Origin of the sequence: Aminobacter sp. P9b (assembly GCF_045345995.1) — a bacterium.
GTDB classification, from domain to species: Bacteria; Pseudomonadota; Alphaproteobacteria; order Rhizobiales; family Rhizobiaceae; genus Aminobacter; species Aminobacter niigataensis.
The window spans coordinates 73134-93503 of the sequence record NZ_CP150083.1; the positions used below are offsets into that span (position 1 = coordinate 73134).

Annotated in this window: 20 protein-coding genes; 2 read left to right on the forward strand and 18 right to left on the reverse strand. The window is 62.8% G+C overall.

Annotation, left to right across the window (positions count from 1 at the left end; translation table 11 throughout):
* Window positions 1-50: 50 nt before the first annotated feature.
* The 15 genes from WHT83_RS24485 to WHT83_RS24555 all read right to left on the reverse strand — a co-directional run bounded on the left by WHT83_RS24485 (window position 51) and on the right by WHT83_RS24555 (window position 13923).
* Entirely contained in the window at window positions 51-1295 is a 1245-nt protein-coding gene (locus tag WHT83_RS24485; RefSeq protein WP_341878543.1) for an extracellular solute-binding protein, read from the reverse strand.
* 34 nt (window positions 1296-1329) lie between these two features.
* Window positions 1330-2166 (reverse strand): inositol monophosphatase family protein, encoded by an 837-nt coding sequence (locus WHT83_RS24490; protein WP_341878544.1) that lies wholly within the window; start codon window positions 2164-2166, stop codon window positions 1330-1332.
* Window positions 2163-3218, reverse strand: coding sequence for a LacI family DNA-binding transcriptional regulator (locus WHT83_RS24495; protein ID WP_341878545.1), 1056 nt, complete (start codon window positions 3216-3218; stop codon window positions 2163-2165). Before WHT83_RS24495 ends, WHT83_RS24490 begins: the two co-directional genes overlap by 4 nt.
* A gap of 301 nt (window positions 3219-3519) precedes the next feature.
* Window positions 3520-3618: a helix-turn-helix domain-containing protein gene (locus tag WHT83_RS24500; RefSeq protein WP_183264001.1), complete on the reverse strand. Its 99-nt coding sequence runs from the start codon at window positions 3616-3618 to the stop codon at window positions 3520-3522.
* 29 nt (window positions 3619-3647) lie between these two features.
* Window positions 3648-4460 (reverse strand): IclR family transcriptional regulator, encoded by an 813-nt coding sequence (locus tag WHT83_RS24505; RefSeq protein ID WP_183263823.1) that lies wholly within the window; start codon window positions 4458-4460, stop codon window positions 3648-3650.
* Window positions 4461-4651: 191 nt separating this feature from the next.
* Complete coding sequence (locus tag WHT83_RS24510) at window positions 4652-5323, reverse strand: flavin reductase family protein (protein WP_183263824.1); 672 nt, start codon at window positions 5321-5323, stop codon at window positions 4652-4654.
* Window positions 5320-6141, reverse strand: coding sequence for an N-formylglutamate deformylase (gene hutG / locus WHT83_RS24515; protein ID WP_341878547.1), 822 nt, complete (start codon window positions 6139-6141; stop codon window positions 5320-5322). Before hutG ends, WHT83_RS24510 begins: the two co-directional genes overlap by 4 nt.
* Window positions 6134-6574, reverse strand: a complete 441-nt coding sequence (locus WHT83_RS24520) for a hypothetical protein (protein ID WP_341878548.1) — start codon at window positions 6572-6574, stop codon at window positions 6134-6136. The genes hutG and WHT83_RS24520 overlap by 8 nt, the downstream gene beginning before the upstream one ends.
* Window positions 6575-6595: 21 nt before the next feature.
* A complete protein-coding gene (locus WHT83_RS24525; RefSeq protein ID WP_341878549.1) occupies window positions 6596-7966 on the reverse strand; it encodes an aldehyde dehydrogenase family protein in 1371 nt (456 codons plus the stop codon).
* Window positions 7967-8102: 136 nt separating this feature from the next.
* Window positions 8103-8567 carry an NAD(P)H-dependent oxidoreductase gene (locus WHT83_RS24530; protein WP_341878550.1) on the reverse strand — a complete coding sequence of 155 codons (465 nt, stop codon included), beginning with the start codon at window positions 8565-8567 and terminating at the stop codon, window positions 8103-8105.
* Complete coding sequence (locus tag WHT83_RS24535) at window positions 8567-9340, reverse strand: ABC transporter permease (protein ID WP_318764299.1); 774 nt, start codon at window positions 9338-9340, stop codon at window positions 8567-8569. The genes WHT83_RS24530 and WHT83_RS24535 overlap by 1 nt, the downstream gene beginning before the upstream one ends.
* A complete protein-coding gene (locus tag WHT83_RS24540; RefSeq protein WP_404801313.1) occupies window positions 9337-10143 on the reverse strand; it encodes an ABC transporter ATP-binding protein in 807 nt (268 codons plus the stop codon). Before WHT83_RS24540 ends, WHT83_RS24535 begins: the two co-directional genes overlap by 4 nt.
* Before the next feature lie 11 nt (window positions 10144-10154).
* Window positions 10155-11132: an ABC transporter substrate-binding protein gene (locus WHT83_RS24545; protein ID WP_406874074.1), complete on the reverse strand. Its 978-nt coding sequence runs from the start codon at window positions 11130-11132 to the stop codon at window positions 10155-10157.
* A gap of 116 nt (window positions 11133-11248) precedes the next feature.
* The gene (locus WHT83_RS24550; RefSeq protein ID WP_341878552.1) at window positions 11249-12823 is read right to left on the reverse strand and encodes a gamma-glutamyltransferase; all 1575 of its coding nucleotides are present in this window, start codon (window positions 12821-12823) and stop codon (window positions 11249-11251) included.
* On the reverse strand, window positions 12823-13923 hold the full coding sequence (locus WHT83_RS24555; protein WP_268738220.1) for an LLM class flavin-dependent oxidoreductase: 1101 nt from the start codon (window positions 13921-13923) through the stop codon (window positions 12823-12825). Before WHT83_RS24555 ends, WHT83_RS24550 begins: the two co-directional genes overlap by 1 nt.
* Window positions 13924-14262: 339 nt before the next feature.
* Between WHT83_RS24555 and WHT83_RS24560 the strand changes: the two genes are divergently transcribed.
* Window positions 14263-14766, forward strand: coding sequence for a peptide deformylase (locus tag WHT83_RS24560; protein WP_341878553.1), 504 nt, complete (start codon window positions 14263-14265; stop codon window positions 14764-14766).
* Window positions 14767-15006: 240 nt separating this feature from the next.
* Here the strand turns inward: WHT83_RS24560 and WHT83_RS24565 are convergent, their stop codons facing one another.
* The 3 genes from WHT83_RS24565 to WHT83_RS24575 form a co-directional block, all read right to left on the reverse strand.
* The gene (locus WHT83_RS24565) at window positions 15007-16140 is read right to left on the reverse strand and encodes an RHE_PE00001 family protein (RefSeq protein WP_341878554.1); all 1134 of its coding nucleotides are present in this window, start codon (window positions 16138-16140) and stop codon (window positions 15007-15009) included.
* A gap of 252 nt (window positions 16141-16392) precedes the next feature.
* Window positions 16393-17373 carry an NAD(P)H-quinone oxidoreductase gene (locus WHT83_RS24570; protein WP_341878555.1) on the reverse strand — a complete coding sequence of 327 codons (981 nt, stop codon included), beginning with the start codon at window positions 17371-17373 and terminating at the stop codon, window positions 16393-16395.
* A gap of 201 nt (window positions 17374-17574) precedes the next feature.
* Window positions 17575-18972 carry an aspartate ammonia-lyase gene (locus WHT83_RS24575; protein ID WP_341878556.1) on the reverse strand — a complete coding sequence of 466 codons (1398 nt, stop codon included), beginning with the start codon at window positions 18970-18972 and terminating at the stop codon, window positions 17575-17577.
* A gap of 239 nt (window positions 18973-19211) precedes the next feature.
* On the opposite strand from WHT83_RS24575, the gene argE reads away from it, so the two are divergent.
* Window positions 19212-20369: an acetylornithine deacetylase gene (gene argE, locus WHT83_RS24580; protein ID WP_341878557.1), complete on the forward strand. Its 1158-nt coding sequence runs from the start codon at window positions 19212-19214 to the stop codon at window positions 20367-20369.
* Window position 20370: the final 1 nt, after the last annotated feature.

Here is a 20370-nt window from a genome sequence, read left to right on the forward strand (position 1 = left end):
GCGGCGGCACCCAAAGGCACCACCGCCGCTGTCTTTGGGGAGGGGGAGAGTTATTTGCGCAGGACGTTGGCGGTGAAGTAGGCAGCCAACTGGTCGTTGAGGACCGCCGGCATGCGCGCCAGGGCCCGCTCCTTGAACTGCTCGGTGGGGATCAGCCGTGCGACCTGCTCTGGCGTGAAGCTCTGGGCGGGGTCGATGTCGGTGCGGGCGGAACGCGATCCCACTGCCGACAGCTTCTCGAGCTGGATCTCTTTGCTCATCAGGAAATCGAGCATCAGGAGCCCGGCCGCCGGGTTGCTTCCGTTGACCGGCAGGAACAGGCCGTCACCGCCGCCAACCTGGCCTTCCTCCAGCAGTTGCTGGCGCACCGTTGGTGGCAGCAGGCCCCGACCGGTGAAATCATAGGCCATGTCTTCCCAGGCGGTGCCGATGGCGCCGGCGCCGTTGGCGATAAGGTTGAGCGTGTCGGAATTGCCGTTGGTCACTTCGATCGAGGGCAGGATATCCTTGTAGTAGTCCCAGACCGGCGTCATGCAGTCGCTGGCGGCGAAGGCATCGGCTTCCGTCTTGGTGATGTTCCACTGGACGAAGGTTTCGCGGCAAGCGGCGTCGGTTACCTTGGCAAAGGCAATCGCCTGCATCAGGCCGCTGCCCGAACCACCTCCGGCCGGCGAGGTGACGACGAATTTTCCCGGATTGGCTTTGGCCCAGGCGGCAAGCGAATCGAGATTGGTCGGCACCGTATCCGCCGGCACCGTGCGGGTATCGAAGATGATGCCGGTCTGGTTGCGGTGGAACGGCAGGAAGGTGCCGCCGTGGTCGATGCCGCTGGTAACGGTGGCGATAGCCGGATCGAGGGCTGCACCGCTCGGCAGCAGCTTGTGCAGCGGCACGTTGGCGACCACGCCTTCGCCCCCGAGCAGCGGCAGGCTGCCCGAGCTCACGAAATAGGCGTCGGCGGGAGCCTTGGAACCCGAATTGTGGGCGGCGATCAGCTGCTGGTTGGCAGCCTTGTCCTCGCCCCGGACATACTCGACCTTGATGCCGTACTTGGCCTCGAATTCGGGGATGAAACGGTCGTTGAACAGCGGGCCGAACGAGTCGGTGAAGTCGTAGAACGTGACCGTTCCCTCTTTTTTCGCCAGCGGAACGATGACATCATAGAAATTGTCTGCACTCAGTGTGCCGAGATCGAAACCCGGATCGGTGTTGAACTTGTCCGAGCCTGTGGGTTCGACCGCGTAGGCGGCAGTGCTCAGCAGGATGGCGATGGACGCCGTCACCAAGGCTTTCATTGTCTAGTCTCCACGTTGGGGTGAGGCATTGCGATCAGTTCGCAACCTTTCCGGTGCTCCGCGGCTCATTTTCCCGATGAAGCGGAGTGCCGGAAAACGGAGCTGGCAGCGCGGCCAGCAATTGCTCGGACAGCAGTGGTGCCACGGCATAGACCGGGGCACCGGCGGCAAGCCCGTCGGCTTCGAGATAGTGGCCGGTCACCGCGCCGGCACAGGTGGCGAGATAGAGCCCGCCCACCGCGTCCCAGGGGTTCATGTGCGGTTCGAGGTAGCCCTCGAGCCTCCCGGCCGCGACATGAGCGAGGCAAAGCGCACCGGCTCCCAGGCGGCGATGCTCGGTCCCCACTGCCGTGAGGCCTGCGATGACATTGGCGGCAACTTCCGAGCCATGGCGTGACGAGAAGCCAAGGCCGATCACGGCTTCGAGGAGATCGGTTTCCTGCGAACATGAGACCTCGGCCTCGTTGACGCGGACGACGCCATCCGGGCCGGCGTGAAACAGCTCGTTCTGAACCGGATCGAGGATCCAGGCTGCAACAGGCCGGCCATCCGACAACAGCGCCAGCGAGATGCAGAAATAGCCAAGCCTTCGAGCGAAATTGACCGTGCCGTCGATGGGATCGATCAACCAGGTGTAGCCGGCCGACGACGCTCCGCCGCCCAGCTCTTCGCCGATGATGTTGTCGTGCGGAAAGGCATTGCCAACTTCCGTCCGGATCATGCGTTCGATGGCGAAGTCGGTTTCGCTGACGAGGTCGCCGGGAGATTTGCTCGACACTTCGATAGACGGAGCCGCATAGGCGGCAAGAGCCAGCCTGCCGGCTTCGGCGACAAGAGTGTTAGCCAGCGAAAGACGTTGTTCGAGGTTCATTTCTGCCCCCTTGTGGTGTTGCGGATGATCAGCTGTGGTGGGCAGTAGATGACGCCGTCGGCGCTCGGGGTCGGCACCGAACTCGCCGTATGCAGCTCGGATTGCCGGTGATTTTCGATATGGCCGACAACGGCGGCCACCATTGTATCGAGAGGCTGCTCGAACGTGGTCAGCCGATAAGGCGCCCAGGCCGACGCCGGCAGATTGTCGAAGCCGACCAGCGACAGGTCCGAGGGAATTCCAAGCGCGCTCGACCTGAGTCCGTCGATAAACCCCAGCCCCAGCGCGTCGTTTGTCGCAAACACCGCGTCGGGACGCCCGGCTGCAGGCAATTCGAGCAGCCGCCGCGCGCAGGCACCTCCTGCGTCGGTGGACATCGCGTCGTTGCACCAGATTTCGGGCTCGATACCGCGATCACGTGCCGCGGCGACAAAACCCTCGGTGCGGCTGCGGCTGGCCCAGCTGTCGGCGGGTCCGGCGAGGACGAGAAGGCGTTGCCGTCCCTCGTCGGCCAGCACCGTCGCCGCATGGCGGCCGCCGAGCCTGTTGTCTGTTGCGATGGCAAAGGCCCGCTCGTGATTTGCCGGGCGGTTGAGCGCTGCCAGGAACTGGCCGCGCGACAGGATCGCCTCGGCCCGCGCCTTCTGCACCACGCCGGCCGTCACGACGACGCCGCGCGTGCGCCAGCTGATGGTCTCGGCCAGCAGGCGATCGACCTCCTCGTCGCGTTCGGCGTGAAAAAGCAGTGGCTGCAGGTGGCGCTCCTCGAACGCCTTCAACAGATGCGAGAGCACCTGGGCGCGCCAGTCGAAGCTCAGCCGGGTGGTGATCACCGCGACCAGCGGTGCATCGCCCGTCACCATGCTCGCCGCCAGCGCATTGGGCTGCCATCCGATCTCTGCGGCTGCCTTGAGGATTCTTTCCCGCGTGTCTGCCGCAATCCGGCCATTGCCGCTGAAAGCGCGGCTGACCAGCGCTTGGGACACGTTGGCCGCCCGGGCAACATCGCGCGACGTGATGGTGTTGAGCTTGTCGGAACGGGGTCGGGTCATAGCCCCAGCTCCCCTATCCGGGTAATACGTATTACCAGCCTTGTTGTGATTTCGTCGGTGACCATTGCGCTTGCCAACTGTTTGGATGCGCGACTCCTAGCCGGCCATTGTGACAGGCAGATTACGTCCGAGGAAAACGTGGGATGCCGTTGCGTTGCGCACGACCCGCCCGCTGCGCCACTGCGAATGAAGTGCGCAACGCTGGAAAAGACCATCCGTTGATGATAGTCGCCACGAGATCAGGATTTTCGCAGGCGAGCGTTGGCGCCACGGGCGCGACCGAGCGTTCCAACCGCACCAGTTATTGGATCGTCAGGCCAGTCAAATTTTGCTGCACCACGCCCCAGGCGCGGCACCTGCCCCGGCCGGTACTCTCGCGCCGCTCGAGTTCGTCGACCAGCCTTGGCGAACCGGCTTACCCAGTCTGTGTCAGCTCGTGAGAGCCTGTTCTATGCGGCGCGCCGTTGCCAGTATGCTCTCGCCCAGCTTGGCCAAATGCGCTTCCGACGCAGCGTCCGAGGGCAATCCAAAGCTGATGGCTGCTTCAATGTCGCTATGGCCCTGCGCTATCTTCGCGCCGACAGTGACAACTCCCGGAAAGAGTTCGCTCCTGATCAGGGCATAACCATTCTTTCGCGCGAACTCTATCTGAGCATCGAATTCAGCAAGAAAGGTTTCGCCCACGGCATTGTCTTGAAATACGCGATCCTTGAACTCTTTGAGACGTGCTTCGGACAAGTCCGCCAGAATCGACAGCCCCATCGCCGTAGCGACCAGGGGCACCTCCGTACCGGGTGCCAGCCTGATGCTGCTCCGGCGCGCCGCGGAGAAGTCATAGAGGTAGACGATGCTCGTATCCTTGCGGACGCCCAGGAAGCAGTTGACGCCTAGCCGTTGACCAGCCTCCTGCAGGATCGGCTTGGCCACGGCCTCGGTCTTCATTGTTTCGGTGTAGCTCTGGCCGACACGGTAGCTTTCGATTCCGATGATGTACTTGCCGGTCGCGGGGTTCTTTTCGAGAAAGTTGCGATGGCGAAGGGTGGCTACGAGCCTGTGCGTAACCGTGGAGCTGAGGCCGAGAATATGCCCGATCTCGCGCAGGCTCAGCTCACCGTTCGTCTTGGCCACGAGCGACAGGACATCCAGGCCGTTCGCGAGAACAAGACTGGTGCTGGTGTCCTGCTTGCGCTCGGCGGGACCGGTCTCTTGCAGAAATGTTTCGCTTTCGCTGTCCTTCGACACTTTGACCTTGCCTGTTCATGCGTCATGCGGAGAGTCCGGCGGCCAAAGATCATGGTCGCGCCTGAACGACAAGTCTCGGAAACAAATATCTTTTTGAGCGCCGTTCAGAGCGGATTCGGAGATGACTATCTCGCGCGCCGTGTGCGCCGGCAATAGCGACGCCGGGCACGCGGTACCCGCCACCGTCGCCGTCAGGACCGGAGCTCGCGTCCGTACTGACGATACGGATCGTCCAAACCGTCGGGCATCTCGACCACTTCGCGCGTGCGACAGTAGCTGCGGCCGGCGATGCGCCCGAGCGGCTTGAGCTTCCGATGATCGACCCGATGCCCGGATACCAGACCGGCTCGCGCATGCACCGCCACCACCTCGCCGGCAATCAGGGTAGCCGTTTCCCCGAACCTTTCCGTGCGCTGCAACCGGCACTCGAACGACATCGGCGAGGCAGCAAGGCGTCGTCCGTCGATCGTCGTGCAATCCAGCGTGTCCAGACCGACGATCTCGGCTTCGCTCTGGTCTGAGCGGAACGGAAATGCACACGCCTGCGTCGCCTGCGCGAGATCCTCGTCCACCACGTTAATCACGAATTGCTGCGTGCGAAGAATGTGCGCATGGGTATCCTTGATACCGTCGCTGTACTGGCCCGACACGATGCCGAGGATCGGGGGCGTCGCCGACAGGATGATGAACTGGCTGAACGGGGCGACGTTGACTAGACCCGTCGGTCCTATTGTCGACACCAAGGCGATGGGCCGCGGCACGACCGACGCGGTCAGGAACTTGTAGCGGTTAAGCGGCGTCAACGGATTGAGATTCACCTGCTCGAAAGCGGCTTCGCCGAATGCGGAAGACATGTCACTCATGGTTGAAGAAGCGCCTCGATGAATGGGGATAGCGTTTGCTGCAGAAGGCGCGCGCCGTCAGCCTCGTATTCCGGCGCGCCATAGTCGTTCTCGTCGCGGACGAGAAGGTAAGCGTTCATGGCGATTTCGATCTGAACGGAATCAATTCCGGCCTTTGGGTTGCCGAAATGACGCGTGATCCATCCCCCTTTGAAGCGGCCGTTCGATACCCAGGTGAAGGGCGACTGTTCGGCAACAGCCTCGAGCTTCGCCTGCACCCGCGGCAAACAGGATCGGCCGTCATCGGTGCCGATGTTGAGGCCTGGCAACGTGCCGTCAAAAAGGCGCGGAATGCGCGGTCGGATCGAATGGCAATCCAGCACCGCGACCCGCCCGTGCCTTGCGCGCAGGCGTTCGATCTGCTCGCCCAACGCTCGGGCATAGGGCTCATGGAACAGGCGACGACGGCACTCGATCTCGTTGGGCGCAGGTTCGGAGCCGGGTCGGTAAAGTGGCGTCCCGTCGAAGTCCGTGGTCGGGCATAGCCCCGTGGTGGCCTGACCTGGATAAAGGGATTGCCCGTCCGGGGGACGGTTCACATCGATGATGCTTCGGGAGATATCTGTCCGGACCACCGTGGTGCCGGCGGGCAGGATCGGCCGGAAGACCTGATTCAGATGCCAGTCCGCGTCGCGTGTCGTGAGCTTTGTGTTGGCGAACCCTGCCGCAAACTCGTCCGGAACCGTGGTTCCGGTATGAGGCAGGCTGACGATGAAAGGGAGATTGCCTTCGACGACCTCCAGCCAATCCCCACCTCCGCGCAAGGCGGCCTTACCCATGGGTAACGCCGCCGCTGAAGGTTTCGAAGATCGCCACCACTTCGTCGAGTTGATCGGCGCCGGTGAAGAAGTGGTCGGCGCGCAGGCCGCACACGGGCGCGGCCTTCAGCCTGCGAGCGTTGACCGGCTCGAGCGCCGTGCGGATGAAGCCGGGCACGTCGAACGGCAGCTCGGAATTCGTCGAAAGCACCTTGAGCGGGCCGAAATGCTTGCGTTCGAGCGACGCAATGCCGAGCGCGCGCCATGTCTCGACGTCGATCACCAGCGAGAAGCCGAACTGGTCGCGCGTCACGGTGCAATATTTCGCGGTCGACTTCTCGAGGGCCGAAACGGCCACGGCCAGGTGTTCGACGGGAAGGTCAACGAGATAGTACTCTTCCGGCCAGACTTTGACCTGCATTGTCTTCCAGGTTTCGATCGGATCGTATGCCATTGCTTTCGCTCGCAGTTTTCTTCAACCGATGACGGCGGTCGAACGTGTGAAAAATCGAATGCTTTCGTCGCCGAGTTCGCCGACGCCGGCGCCGGAGCCCTTCCAACCGCCCGCGGGCAGGCCGACGGACAGGCCGGGGGTCGAGTCGTTTATCTTGACGGTGCCGACCTCCGCCTCTGCCGCGAAGCGGCGGGCCTTGGCCCGGTCGGTGGTAAAGATGCACGCAGCCAGCCCATAGTCGCTATCGTTGACGCAGGCGATCGCATCCGTCAGATCGGACACCTGCGTCACGGCGAGGATGGGGCCGAAGAATTCCTTGCGCATGAGGTCGTCGTCACGCGGGACGTCGTGAAACACAGTCGGCGCGAAGAAGGCGCCGCCCGTGCTGTCGCCGACCGTCGTCAGTTCCAAACGGAGCTGGGGGATGCCGCGTGCCAGCGCGGCCTCGCGAACACTGTCGAGTTCCCGCCTTTTGTCACTGGAGATCACCGGACCGGCGACTGTCCGTTCGCTCTGGGGATCGCCGAACCCGAGGGCGGACACCGCCTCAGACAACAGACCCAGGAACGCGTCGGCGACCGCACGCTCGACATAGACGCGCGAAACCGCCGTGCACTTCTGCCCCGCGAAACCGAAGGCGCCATAGGCGATCCGCCGGGCAGCGTGCCGAAGATCCGCGTCCGCCGCTACGACAGCTGCGTTCTTGCCGCCCATTTCGCACTGGATCGCGCCTTGCCGCTGCAGCACCGTTTGGCGGATCTGCTGTCCGACGGCGGTCGAACCGGTGAAGCTGACCGCCTGGACACGCGGGTCGGCCACGAGGCGGCGTGCCAAGTCCGAGCCTTGTTCGTAGAGCGGCGTCAAGACGTGGTCGGGAAGGCCAGCCCGCACCGCGAGATCGGTAACCAGAGCCGACGTCTCCTGGCAGAGCGGCGACGGACGCCATATGACGACGTTGCCAGTCACCAGGGCACCCGCGATCTTCTGGGCCGGACTGGACAGCGGGTAGTTCCAAGGGGTGATCAGCCCGACCAGCCCCTGCGGCTTCAAAAAGACTCCCCCTTCAGGAAGGCTTGAAACCGCACCGACTTGAGCGGTCCGACCCCAAAGAGGCCAGCCCGCAAAGTATTCCAGCATCCGCACCGAAGCGTCGACTTCCGCTCGGGCTTCCCCAAAAGGCTTGCCGACCTCGCGGATCAGCAACTGGGCGAACCGCTCCTTCTCGACGCTGATCAGTTCGGCGAGACGGGTGAGTATCCTGGCGCGGGCCTCGACAGGCATGCCGCGCCATTCGGGCCGAGCCTTGCGGCCGTTCTCGATGATCCGGTCGAAGATCGCCGGATCGGTCTGCAGGTTGGCACCCGTTCGCGCTGAGGACAGGGCGACCGTCATGCCGAGTTCCTCGGCACCGTTCCGGCGCGGTCCGGCTGGGGATGGCCCAGGAACGGAAGCGGTCGGTATGCCGAGACGGCAATCACGAAGTGACGCAGCGCCTCGACATATCGTGGATTGCCGGCGAGATGCTGCTTCAGCGTCCCCCCTCCGGCACGGTCAGGTCGGCGGGATTGAAGAAGGCGCTTTGGATGATGTGGCGGGCGCCCATCGACTGCAGGATGGGACGCACGCCGTAGTCGAGCGCCAGCGCGTGGGCCAGCGATCCCCCCGTTCCGACGGGCCAGACGACCTTGTCGGCCATGCCGTACTGGGGAAGCGTGTCGATGAACGACTTCATCAGACCAGACAGCGAAGCCTTGTAGATCGGGGTTCCGATGACGACGCCATCGGCGGCCTCGACAGCCTCGATGGCCGCCTGCAAGGTCGGTTCGTTCAAGTCCCCCGACAAGAGCGCTTCGGCGGGGATGTCGTTCAGAGAAACCAGCGTCCTGCCGATGCTGTCGGGGAGTTCGTTGAGTATCTGCGAGACGACTGCGGCTGTGGAAGATGGTCGCGAAGGACTTCCGACCAGGGCGACGACGCGGAGAGGCATGCCCATTAGCTGTCTCCCTTGGTTGCGGTGCGCTGCCAGAAGACGACGCGCCTGTATGTGAAACGGACCAGGGCTGTCATCACGGCACCCAGGCAGGACAGCGAGATGATGCAGGCAAAGACGATCGGAAGGTTGAACGACACGGAGGCTGCCTGGATGACGCTTCCCAGGCCCTTTTGGGACGCGATGAACTCGCCCACGACCGCGCCCAGCAGTGCAAAGACCACCGCGATCTGCAATCCGGCGAAGAACGAGGGCAGCGCCGTCGGGATCTTGATCTCGAAGAACATCCGCCAGCGGCTTGCGGAGAAGGCACGGTAGAGGTCGACAAGTTCGATCGGCACGCTTCGCAGTCCGGTCACCGCGTTGACGAACATCGGAAAGAAGCAGATCAGCGCCACCAGCACGACCTTGCTCGCCATGCCGAAGCCGAACCAGACAATCAGCAGCGGGGCGAGCGCGACCTTGGGCATCGACTGCAGCGCGATGATGTAGGGGTAGATGCTGCGATCGACGATCTCGAATTCGACGACCAGGGCCGCCAGGACCACCGCGACCACGCAGCCAATGATGAAGCCGACAATCGTCTGGAAAAGCGTCGTGAAGAGATGCTCCCAGAGTGTGCCGCGAACGATGTAACCGTCGATCAGCGACTGCACCACTGCCCAGGGCCTGGGAAGGATGAATGCCGCGTCCGGCCCCCGGGAAGCGAACTCCCAGGCGGCGATGATCAATATGAACGTCACCAAAGGCGGAAGGTATCGTCTGATTGCGCTCATGGCCTTGCGTCCGTCTGGTTCTTGTGATCCCCGAGAAAGTGCGCGCGCAGATGGCTGCTGAGCTGCCCGAACTCCGGCAGGGACTGGGTGTCGGCGTTGCGAGGACGAGGCAGGTTCACGTCGATAATCTCGACCACCCGGGCCGGACGGGCGGAGAGAACGACGATGCGGTCGGCGAGGAAGATCGCCTCCTGGATCGAATGGGTGATGAAGAATACCGACTTGCGCGTGTTCATCCAGATCCGCTGGAGCTCAGCACCCATATGCTCACGCGTCATGGCGTCCAGCGCCGCGAAAGGCTCGTCCATGAGCAGCAGCTTCGGCTTGTGTATCAGGCCGCGGCAGATGCCTACGCGCTGTTGCATGCCGCCCGACAGTTCATGCGGATAGGCCAGCGCGAAGTCTGTCAGGCCTGCGATCTCCAGGAGTTCGTCGCACCAGTCCTTGTACTTCTCCGCGGGGAGCTTCAGCGCCCGGATCGGCATCATCACATTGTCCCGAACCGTCTTCCAAGGCAGGAGCGTCGGGTTCTGGAACACGATCCCGACTTCCTTGTTCGGACCGTCCAGTTCCTGCCCCTTGAAAAGGAGCTGGCCAAGGGTCGGCTTCAGCAAGCCTGCTATGAGCCGAAGCATCGTCGACTTGCCGCAACCGGAAGGACCCAGCACGGCGACGAACTGCCCGTCCTCGACCTCCAGGGTGAGGTTGTCGATGGCGCGGGTTTCCCCGCGCCTCGTGGAATAGGTGACGCCGACGTTGGAAAGGCTAAGAAACGAGCCGGCAAGGTTGGGGTTTTCGGTCAAGGCCGTTGGCACTACTTTACCTCTTTGGCGAGCTTGACGATGTCGTCCTTGTTGAAGTCGTTGAAGGCGGGAACCAGCTCGTTGGTATAGTAGAGATCCAACGATACGTTGGGGTCCGACACGAGACGGCCCAGTTCAAGAGCCTCAACTAGGCTCGTCCAGTCGCCCTTCGAGAATTCACCGTACTGACCCGGGATATCGAGCAGCTTGGCCAGGCGCGCTTCGAGAACCTTCTTCTCGGTCTCGAGGGCCGCGTTTTCCTTGTCCGCAGTCGGCGCAAGTTCGGGATAAGCCTCCCAGTAAGCCCGAATGCAGCCCTCGATGTTTGCCTGGCAGGCAACGTTCGACTCGGCCAACACGCGGCCGAAACGCGTCCAGTAGTCCTTGCGCTCGGCATAGCCGGACTTCAGGATGGAAATCCCATGGCTGGACCCGGCGAAGTTTCCAGGCATTTCCAGCAAGCGGATCGGCGTTCCTGCAAGCTCGAGCCGCTTATGTGCGGTGTCGAAAAGGTTCAGAACGTCGATCTGGCCGCTCTTCAAAGCCTCGTATGCCGCGGCGCCGACGCCCACGGCCTGAAAGCTGACGTCGTCGGGAGAAATCCCCGCCCCTTGCAAGATTGCCTTTGTGGTCAGCACGTTGGACGAGCCTAGCGCAAGAACACCGATCGTTTTCCCCTTCAAATCGGCGAGCGACTTGATGTCCGAATCCTCACGAACCGCCAGCTCCCAGATCGAGTTCGGAATGTAGTTGTAGATGAAGAAGACACCGAGATCGGCTGCGTTCGGCTGATGGGACAGGATGGCGGGTTCAAGCCCGGAATAGGCGGCGTCGATGGCTCCGGCATGCAGTTGCGGGACGATCACGCCCGAACCCGTCAAGACGACAATGTCCAGTTCCAGGCCCTCTCGCTCGAAAAGACCAAGCTTTTCGGCGAAGACGAGCGGCGCGACGCCGGAATTGATAGCCGACGGCCAGGCAAAGCGCACCGGCTCGGCGCTTGCGGCTGATGCGAAGCCAAAGAATGTGGCCGCCATCAAACTGGTCGATAGCACACGTGAGATCGTCATTTTTCCTCCTCAGTTTGTATCGGTCGTGCTGTGGTTCAGTTCATGTCTCTTGCAGCGCACGCCGCGCTCCAGGGCGTCATTACATCCGGCTGGCCTGTCGCGACATGATTTGTGATCTTCAGGACGGATGGGCATCCAAAGTTGAGCGGCGCCGCGGCGTGTTCGCAAACCGTGACGTTGTTGATCTCCGCAAGCCTTCGTTTGACATCCTCGGCGATGCGTCGGTCGACGACAATCTGTTCGGTCGCGGAAACGTCGATCCGCGGAAGGTGCGCTGCTTCCTCCGGGGTAAGGGAGAAAACCGCGAGATCCGCCAGGTGGCTCAGCACGGCCGGCAGAATCCGCCGCCCACCCGAGGCACCGAGGCTGAGAATGTCGCCCGCGGCGGTTCGACAGATCACTGGCAACATGTTCGATTGGGGGCGAACGCCGGCACCGATCGAATTCGGTTTGCCAGGTACCGGATCGAACCACATCATGCCGTTGTTCATGAGGACGCCAGTCTTGGGCAGGACAACTGCGCTGCCCATCAAACCGAGCAAGGAAGTCGTGAAGGCGATCGTCAGCCCGTCTGAATCGCACGCGTTCAGGTGCGTCGTGCAGGTTTGACGCTCGTTTTCCGCCTTGATCCCCTCGATCCGCCGGCGTGAAGCCTGCGTGAGGACACCAGCCAGATCGGAAAACCATTCGGCATTCCGGGCCGAGGGAACCGTCAATTCCGGTAGAACCTCACGCAACATGCCGCCGCCGCAATCGGAGGATGGCAGGAAGAGGCGATGGCCTCCCCAGTCCATGTGTTCGGCAGCGTCAAACGAAGCGTCGGCCGCCTGCAGATCCGCGGACGACATCCGTGATCCCACGGCTGCCAGATCGTCAACGAAAAGAGAGGCCAGTTCCCCCTCGTAGAAGCTGCGCCACCCGTCTCGCGCAAGCATCTCCAGGGTGCTGGCAAGAGCGCCTTGCGGGAGAAACGACGGGTTGCCCTTTTCAGCACCGACAGGTGGCAAGCCGTTCGGAAGATAGATCCGTGCGGCCTCCTCGTACTGCCGCAACAGGTGTCCCATCTGGGCGATCTTGACCGTCGAGAACCAATCCTTCGGCATGCCCCTTTTGGCGCAGGCGACGGCTGGAGCGACGACATCCGCCCAAGGCAGACGTCCGAAGCGATCATGAAGCCGTCCCAGGCCGGCAACGGCCTTCGGCACGCAAAAGCTCAGTGGACCGTGGACATTCCGGTCGCCCTCGACTTTTGGCCAGCCGAAAATCTCCGGAGACGAGCCCCCGCTCAGAGGGTAGTCGGCGATTTCCACCGCGGCCGGGGCCACCGGCCCAAAGTCGAGCGACCAGGCGGCATCGTCGGGTTCTCGTATCACTGCATAGCCGATACCGCCGAGCCCGCTGTTCCATGGCTCCACGACCGCCAGAACGAGCGCGGCGGCAACCACGGCGTCGGCAGCGCTTCCGCCCATCTCGAGCATGGCGCAACCAGCGAGGCTCGCCTCCCGGGATTGGGAGACGACGACGCCATTCGAGCCAGACGCAGACGGCTTGGTGACGTTCCAGTTCTGCGTCAGATGCTGCGAAGGACCTGCCACGGCGAACCGATTCATCAGAGCGCAGCTCCGAAGCGTTGTTCTGGGCGACGATCCGGCCAGGTCTCCATGACGGGAATGACGTGCTTGCCGAGCGCCTCGATGGTCGCCTTGTTGGTTTCGTGACCCATTCCATCAACGCGCCAGATAAGATCGTCGACGCCCATATCGTAGAGCCTGCGGGCCGTCTTCAGGATCTCGTCCGGGCTGCCGGCCATGATGTAGGGCGACGTCTCGATCAGGAAGTCGATGTTTTCCGCATTCTCCTTAACCTCCTGAATGCGGCTCATATACTCGTAACCCTCGGCGGTCTGACCGAGCTTGGTCATCCAGCCGATGATCACCTTGAAGAAGTCGATCGTGTTCTTGCGCGTCAATTCGCGGGCACGCTTGGAATCCTCGTGGCAACTTGTGCCGACGGAGAAGGTCGCGAAACGCGACGTGATGGAACCCACCACCGGCTCCGCCTTCGCCATCCCGCGCTCATAAGCCTCCAGACAGTTGCGGACATAGTCCCAGCCCAGGATGCCGAGACCTGACATCACGCCACAGCCGGCAGCACCTGCCTGCTCATGGGACTCGGAGCTCGTTGCCGAGAGGTGGACGGGAATGGGACGGCGCGAGGGCGTCCACGGCGAAATCCGCCGCTTGGGAATGTCGTACAGATCCGATTTGTACTCAAACCATTCCTCCGTCAGCGCTTTTCCGATGATGTTCAGGAACTCATCGCGGTATTCACGCGTGCGGGACGGGTCGATGCGGAAAGCCTCGAGCGTGTACGGATTGTTCGACCGGGCGCCGCCAAGCTCGAAGCGTCCGCCCGACAGGATATCGAGCGTGGCCGCCTGCTCCACGACACGCAGAGGGTGGTTGAATGGCAGAAAATTGACGGAGGAAATGCGCAACTTGATCTTGCTCGTGCGCGCCGCGACGTAGGCCAGGCAGACCTCCGGCGCTGAAATGATCGCTTCACCCTTGGCGAAATGATGCTCGGATTGGGCATAAGCGTGGAAGCCGTTCTCCTCCGCGAGAACCACCTCGTCGCTGATCTCGCCCAAGCGTTGGTCCCAGCTTGTCCCCGCCGGACAGATAGCCTCGTGAAACAGGATCGCCTTCATCGATAAATTCCTTATATAGGGATTTGTATTTCGATATACGGAACTTTTGAGAATTCTGTCAAGGTCAGAATTCAAAGCGCGGCGGTTTACGTCATGAACTTTCGGCATGACTCGGTCCGCTGTCGGCTGTGGGAAAGAAGTTCTGGGCCGCCTACGCCCGTCGCAGCCATTTCAAATCGCAGGTCAGCGATCGCGCCGGCCTCGCCGGGCCGAGCTCCCACCACAATTTAGCCATGGCAAGCTTCACCCAAAGCGGCTAGGTCATGCGCCGGCGAACCGGGACAGCGGTGGCGACAGATCCCGACTGATTGTCCCCCAAGTGCCAGGGAGAACGACAAGGTGGCGATCCGACCGATCGTGAAATTCCCGGATCAGCTGCTGAAATCGGTGGCAGCACCGGTGAGCGTCTTCGACGAGAACCTGCGCGGGCTCGCGGATAACTTGCTCGACACGATGCGCGCGGCGCCGGGCATCGGCATCACCGCGCCGCACATCGGCATCCCGCTGCGAGTGGTCGTGCTCGAGCTTGCACCGGGCAACGGCGTGCGTGTCTACGTCAATCCCAGGATCACCTGGGCTTCACCCGACAAAATTCAGCATCAGGAAGGTAGCGTTTCGATGCCGGGCGTCGTCGAGCAGGTCGAACGCCATGCCAGCGTCAAAATCAGCTACCAGGATCTGGACGGAAACGAGAAAACGGAAGAGGCGGATGGCCTGCTGGCCGTCTGTCATCAGCACGAGATCGACCAGCTCGACGGCACCTTCTGGCTCCAGCGCCTTTCCCGACTGAAGCGCGACCGCCTGATCAAGCGCTATGAAAAGCTGCGCGCTCGCCAGCCTTGAGGTGGGGGACCCTGAACTCGCCAACGCGAGGCGATTGTCACCGGCCCTAAGCACCTCGCGCTGCGCTTCCTTCGATGGCGCGGTGCACTGTATCGGCATCTGCCGGATCGAGCCCTGAAGAGGCATCCGAGAATCGGCTTTCAGGATCATCGGGCACGGCCGAAAGCAGGAGCTAGTCTAAGGGGTGCTGCGGCTCGTCTTCATCTCTTTGAGAGGTTGAGGACGCAGAACCAGCAGCAGCTAAATCACGCCCCAGGCCCTGTACCGGCCCCGGCCGGTGATCTCGCGCAGCTCGAGCTCGCCGATCAGGTTGAGCGCGCCGGCGGTGGTCACGCCGAGTTCCTTCTCGATCATGCCGCTGCTGACCAGCGGCCGCGACAGCACCAGCGCGATCACCTCGGGCAGACGCGACGTCGAGCGCCGGCCCTTGAGCCGCCGGTCCATCTGCGCCTTGGCGAGCACCAGCCGGTCATGCTCCTTCATGCCGGCCGCGGCGGTCTCGTGGACCCCATCGAGGAACGCCACCAGCCGCGTCGTCCGGTCGCGCGCAAACCGCCGCTCGCGCGCAATCGTCCGTGCGCCGACATGCAGGGCCGCAAGATGCGCAGTCGTCGTCGCCGACTGGCGCAGCAGCGCCGCAACCAGCAGGCGCCCTAGCCACGGCGCATGCTGCAGCGGCGCGATCGCCGTCCACGCATCGTAGGCGATGGCGGCGCGTACAAGCGCCGGCAGGCCCTCGCTTGCGGCGAGCGCCGCCTGCCACTCGGCAAGCCGCGCCGGCTCATCCCAATCGGCATCGTAGATCAGAGGGTTCTTCTCATCCGCGGTCGTGCTGCGACGAGAGGTGTCGTCGTTCGACGCCTGCGGAGTGGCGAGCGCCTGGTCGAGAACGGCCTGCGCACGGCCGAGCGCGGCATCGAGCGCGGCCAGTTCGGCACTCAGGCGATCGTCGCCATCGTCGTCCTCCTCCGCATCGCCGCCTTCGTGTGTTGCCACCTGCCCTTGCGGTTTCGGCACGACCGGCGCGGCGCCGCGCCCGCACAGCACGGCAAAACCCTCGCGGCCGAGCGCCCAGTCCGGCCTGTTGCTGAGGATCTGGCGCCTGAGGCGCAGGATTTCATGGGCACGCGTGAGTTCGTGCGTCGGTGCGCGCAAATCCATATGCGCATCGTGCAGCACGAGGTCCTCGACATGGACCAGCTCGCCATCGAGCCAAAGCGACGAGGCCGCATCGGCAAAATGGCTGCGCTCGACAAAGCCCTTGGCCACCGGCGAGCGGGCGATGCGCTCGTCGAGCCGGACCAGCGCCTCGGTCGCCCGCATGGCCGGGCCGAACAGCTGTTCCGTGACCAAGGATTCGATCCGGTAACTCATTGCCAACGCTATAATCGAATATTTTTCCTAAAGCTATCTGCTCCCTAGCTTCACCCGAATGACCGCCCATCGGCGCCGACCTACGACTCGAACGTCCTGCGCCGCATCGTCGCTGATGCCGGCGCGGAGGTAGTCATTGTGCGCCTTCATGCCGGCCGCGGCGGGCTCACGGACACTGTCGAGGAAAGCGACAAGCCGTATCGTCTGGACGCGCGCAATCGTCCGCGCCCTGACATCAAGGGCTGCAAACCACTAGCCGCATCTGAGCACGATCTTGCCCATGTTCGCGTTTTCGTCCAACAGGCGATGCGCCTGGGCGGCCTCATGTAGCGGGTAGGTCCTGAAGATGGGCGGTGCCACCTTCCCCTTCGCGACCAGCGGCCAGACATGCCGCTCAACCGCTCGCGCCAGCCGGCTCTTCTCGTCTATGGATTTGGGTCTCATTGTAGAGGACGTCAAAGTGAGGCCCTTCATCATGATGGCGGTCAAGTCGACCTCCACGACAGCGCCTTCCATGAAGGCAATACTGACATGACGGCCACCGGGCGCCAGAACCGCGAGGTTGCGCTTTATGTAGCTGCCGCCGACAATGTCCAGCACGACATCCACGCCGCGGCCACCGGTCATGCTTCGGCCGATCTCGACAAAATCCTCGCTGCGATAATCTATGGCTACGTCGGCCCCCAATTCGCGCACGAAATGCGTCTTTTCCGGACCACCGGCAGTGGCCAGGACGGTTGCTCCCGCAGCGCGCGCAAGCTGAATGGCCAAGCTTCCGATGCCGCTGGCACCACCGTGGATGAGCACCGTGTCGCCCGGAGCGACTCCGCCGCGTTCGAAAAGATTGTGCCAGACCGTGAAGGCCGCCTCAGGTAGGGCCGCGCTGGCGACGTGGTCCAGGCCCGCTGGAAGCGGCAGGCAATGCCCCGCCTGGGCGAGGCAATATTCGGCGTAGCCTCCGCCGGATACCAGTGCTGCAACCGATGTCCCCACCATCGACGGCGCGACGCCGGGACCCACGGCAACGATCTCACCGGAGATTTCCAGGCCGAGAACGTCGGTGACACCCGCCGGCACAGGAATCGCGCCGCGGCGCTGCATGATGTCTGGCCTGTTGACGCCGGCGGCCTCGACGCGGACCAGGACTTCGCCCGCCCCCGGCTGAGGCAGCGGCCGTTCGACCAGCGTCAGAACCTCCGGACCGCCGGGATGGGACGCCACTACCGCTTTCATCGTCTTCGGCAAAACTGTCACTGCAAATCCCTGCTGTTGTTGATTTAGGTGCAGGGACCGACAGCCTCACCATCCTGGCGCCTGAGGATCACATCCTGCGATTTCCTGCCGTGCAGTTGTGACAAGGCTATTGGCTTCAGTACATTCGTGAATATCGGGCCCCGGCATCGGATAAACTGATCAACGGCGCCAAAGGGCCAATCACGCTGGAAAGGCCAAGCTCATCGGGTCAAGCATCGAGGCTGCCTGTTCGCTGCTGACCAGACCGCGCTCCACCGCAAGCTCGGCCACCTTTCTATCGAGCCGAAGCGCGTCGTTGGCCAATTCGGCGCTGCGGCGATAGCCGATCAGCGGCACCAGGGCAGTAACTGAACCTACGCTCGCTTCGAGATGCGTCCAGCAGCGCGCGCTGTCGGCTTCGATGCCCCGCACACACTGCTCGTCCAGCGTGCGGATCGCGGCCTCGAGCATTTGCATGGAGAAATGCAGGTTGAACGTTATGAGCGGCTCCATGGCGTTGAGCTGAAGCTGGCCAGCCTCAGACGCCATGGTGACGGCGATGTCATTGCCGATGATCTGGAAGCAGACCTGATTGACGACTTCCGGAATGACGGGATTGACCTTGCCCGGCATGATCGACGAGCCGGGCTGGACTGCCGGCAACCGAATTTCGCCAAGACCGCCGCGAGGACCGCTCGACAGCAGGCGCAGGTCGTTCGAAATCTTGGAGAGCTTTGTCGCCAGCCGCTTCAGCATGGCGGAGAACAGGACGAAGGCGCCCATGTCCCAGCTGGCTTCGACCAGATTAGCGGCCGGCGTCAACTTGTGACCACTGATTGCCGACAGCTCGCCCAGCGCGATCTCGGAATACCCCCTGGGCGCGTTCAGGCCGGTGCCGATGGCCGTACCGCCGAGGTTTACCTCCGCCACAAGCGGCAGCATCTCGCGGAGCCGGGCGACATCCTCGTTCAACGCCGTGGCGAACGCCGAGAACTCCTGACCGAGCGTCATCGGCACCGCGTCTTGCAGCTGGGTGCGTCCCAGCTTGGCAATCTTTGCGAAAGCGGCTGACCGCTCCTCGAACGAGCCGACCAGCGAGCGCAGCGCCCGTTCGAGGTCGCCATGAGCCAGAAGCAGCGACAGGCGCACGGCGGTCGGATAGGCATCGTTGGTTGATTGTGAACGGTTGACGTCGTCATTGGCGTGAACCGGCTCGTTGGCGCCGCGCGCACCACCAAGCTTCTCATTGGCAAGATTGGCGATGACCTCGTTGGCATTCATGTTCACCGACGTGCCAGCACCGCCCTGAATGGGATCGAGCGGAAAGGCATCGAAATGTCGGCCGGCAATGATCTCATCGCAAGCGCTTTCGATTGCGTCGCACTTTTGCTGTGACAGAAAACCAAGACGTGCATTCGCACGAGCCGCAGCCTGCTTGGTCATGGCGAGCGCCACGATGACATGCGGAAAGCGGCTGAGTGTCATGCCGGAGATGCGGAAATTTGCGCGTGCGCGTTCCGTTTGAGGCCCCCACAAGGCATCGCAAGGCACATCTACATGCCCAAGGCTGTCATGCTCACGTCGAAACCGAATTTCCATTTCCCGCCCCTCGCCGCACCCCGAAGCAATATTTGAGGTGCTGGAATGAGGCTAAGGGGGCGTCCGCGAGAGTGCCATTCGCAAAAGACTAAGCTGAAGAACGGCGAATACGATCAGATGCCGCCCGCAGCCCCCGGCCGGTGGACTTTACGATCTTCTGCTTCGGAAAAACCAAATGGCGCCGATGCGGGCCGGTCGGTTAGCTAGGGCCAACTTCAACGAGCCATAGCTCGGGATCAATGTCCATTCAGCGCGCCACGGAAATACTTGATCGGCTTATCGCCTTCCCGACCATCAGCCGAGCCTCCAATCTCGACCTGATCCACTTCGTCAGGGACTTCCTGGCCAGGCTCGGCATCACGGCCGACATCGTGCACAATCAGGAAGGGACCAAAGCCAACATCTATGCGACGCTCGGACCGGCCGAGGTTGCAGGCGTGCTTTTGTCGGGCCATACCGATGTCGTGCCTACGGAAGGCCAGGCGTGGAGCAACGATCCGTTCCGGATGGCTAAGCGGGGCGAGCTTCTTTACGGGCGCGGAACCGCCGACATGAAGGGTTTCATCGCCTGCGTGTTGGTGCTGTTCGAGGAATATGCGGCCCGCAGCTTCAGCCGTCCGCTGCATCTGGCCTTCAGCTATGACGAGGAAATCGGCTGCGTCGGCGTGCGCCGGCTGATCGACCTTCTGGCCAACAGATCCTATCGCCCTTCGATGTGCGTGATCGGTGAGCCGACCAGCATGCAGACCGTGGTCGCGCACAAGGGCAAGGTCGCGGGCCGGATCAACTGCACCGGGCGCGAGTGCCATTCCAGCCATGCACCGGAAGGGCTGAACGCCATTCATCTTGCCACCGACATGGTGGGTACGCTGCGCGCGCTGCAGGACGAACTGCTCGCAAGTGGCGCACGCGACCCGGACTTCACGGTACCGTTCACGACGGTTCACGTCGGCATGATCAACGGCGGAACCGCGCTCAACATCGTGCCCAACCATTGCAGCGTCGACTTCGAGATCCGCAACATTCCAACCGACAATGCGCAGCCGCTGCTCGACCGCCTGGCCGAGCGCGCCATGGAACTCACAAGCCATGCGCAGTCGCGCTTTCGCGACACCGGTGTCGCGCTTGAAATCGTCAACGCCTACCCCGGCCTGGATACCCAGCCTGACGCCGCGGTGGTTCGGGAAATCCAGAAACACACCAATGGCGGCAAACTCGGGAAAATAGCCTTCGGCACCGAGGGCGGGCTGTTTCACGAACGGCTTGGCATCCCGACAGTCGTTTGCGGACCCGGCGACATTCGCCAGGCCCACCAGCCCGACGAATTCATCAGCCTCGATCAGATGACCCAGTGCATGTCGATGCTTCGCAGGCTGGCCGACGACCTGGCCGCATAGC

Bases quoted from the DNA above. Each gene is read 5' to 3' on its own strand.
- WHT83_RS24485 (WP_341878543.1), bottom strand. From the start codon at position 1,295: ATGAAAGCCTTGGTGACGGCGTCCATCGCCATCCTGCTGAGCACTGCC.
- WHT83_RS24490 (WP_341878544.1), bottom strand. From the start codon at position 2,166: ATGAACCTCGAACAACGTCTTTCGCTGGCTAACACTCTTGTCGCCGAA.
- WHT83_RS24495 (WP_341878545.1), bottom strand. From the start codon at position 3,218: ATGACCCGACCCCGTTCCGACAAGCTCAACACCATCACGTCGCGCGAT.
- WHT83_RS24510 (WP_183263824.1), bottom strand. From the start codon at position 5,323: ATGAGTGACATGTCTTCCGCATTCGGCGAAGCCGCTTTCGAGCAGGTG.
- hutG (WP_341878547.1), bottom strand. From the start codon at position 6,141: ATGGGTAAGGCCGCCTTGCGCGGAGGTGGGGATTGGCTGGAGGTCGTC.
- WHT83_RS24520 (WP_341878548.1), bottom strand. From the start codon at position 6,574: ATGGCATACGATCCGATCGAAACCTGGAAGACAATGCAGGTCAAAGTC.
- WHT83_RS24525 (WP_341878549.1), bottom strand. From the start codon at position 7,966: ATGACGGTCGCCCTGTCCTCAGCGCGAACGGGTGCCAACCTGCAGACC.
- WHT83_RS24530 (WP_341878550.1), bottom strand. From the start codon at position 8,567: ATGGGCATGCCTCTCCGCGTCGTCGCCCTGGTCGGAAGTCCTTCGCGA.
- WHT83_RS24535 (WP_318764299.1), bottom strand. From the start codon at position 9,340: ATGAGCGCAATCAGACGATACCTTCCGCCTTTGGTGACGTTCATATTG.
- WHT83_RS24550 (WP_341878552.1), bottom strand. From the start codon at position 12,823: ATGAATCGGTTCGCCGTGGCAGGTCCTTCGCAGCATCTGACGCAGAAC.
- WHT83_RS24555 (WP_268738220.1), bottom strand. From the start codon at position 13,923: ATGAAGGCGATCCTGTTTCACGAGGCTATCTGTCCGGCGGGGACAAGC.
- WHT83_RS24565 (WP_341878554.1), bottom strand. From the start codon at position 16,140: ATGAGTTACCGGATCGAATCCTTGGTCACGGAACAGCTGTTCGGCCCG.
- WHT83_RS24570 (WP_341878555.1), bottom strand. From the start codon at position 17,373: ATGAAAGCGGTAGTGGCGTCCCATCCCGGCGGTCCGGAGGTTCTGACG.
- WHT83_RS24575 (WP_341878556.1), bottom strand. From the start codon at position 18,972: ATGGAAATTCGGTTTCGACGTGAGCATGACAGCCTTGGGCATGTAGAT.
- argE (WP_341878557.1), top strand. From the start codon at position 19,212: ATGTCCATTCAGCGCGCCACGGAAATACTTGATCGGCTTATCGCCTTC.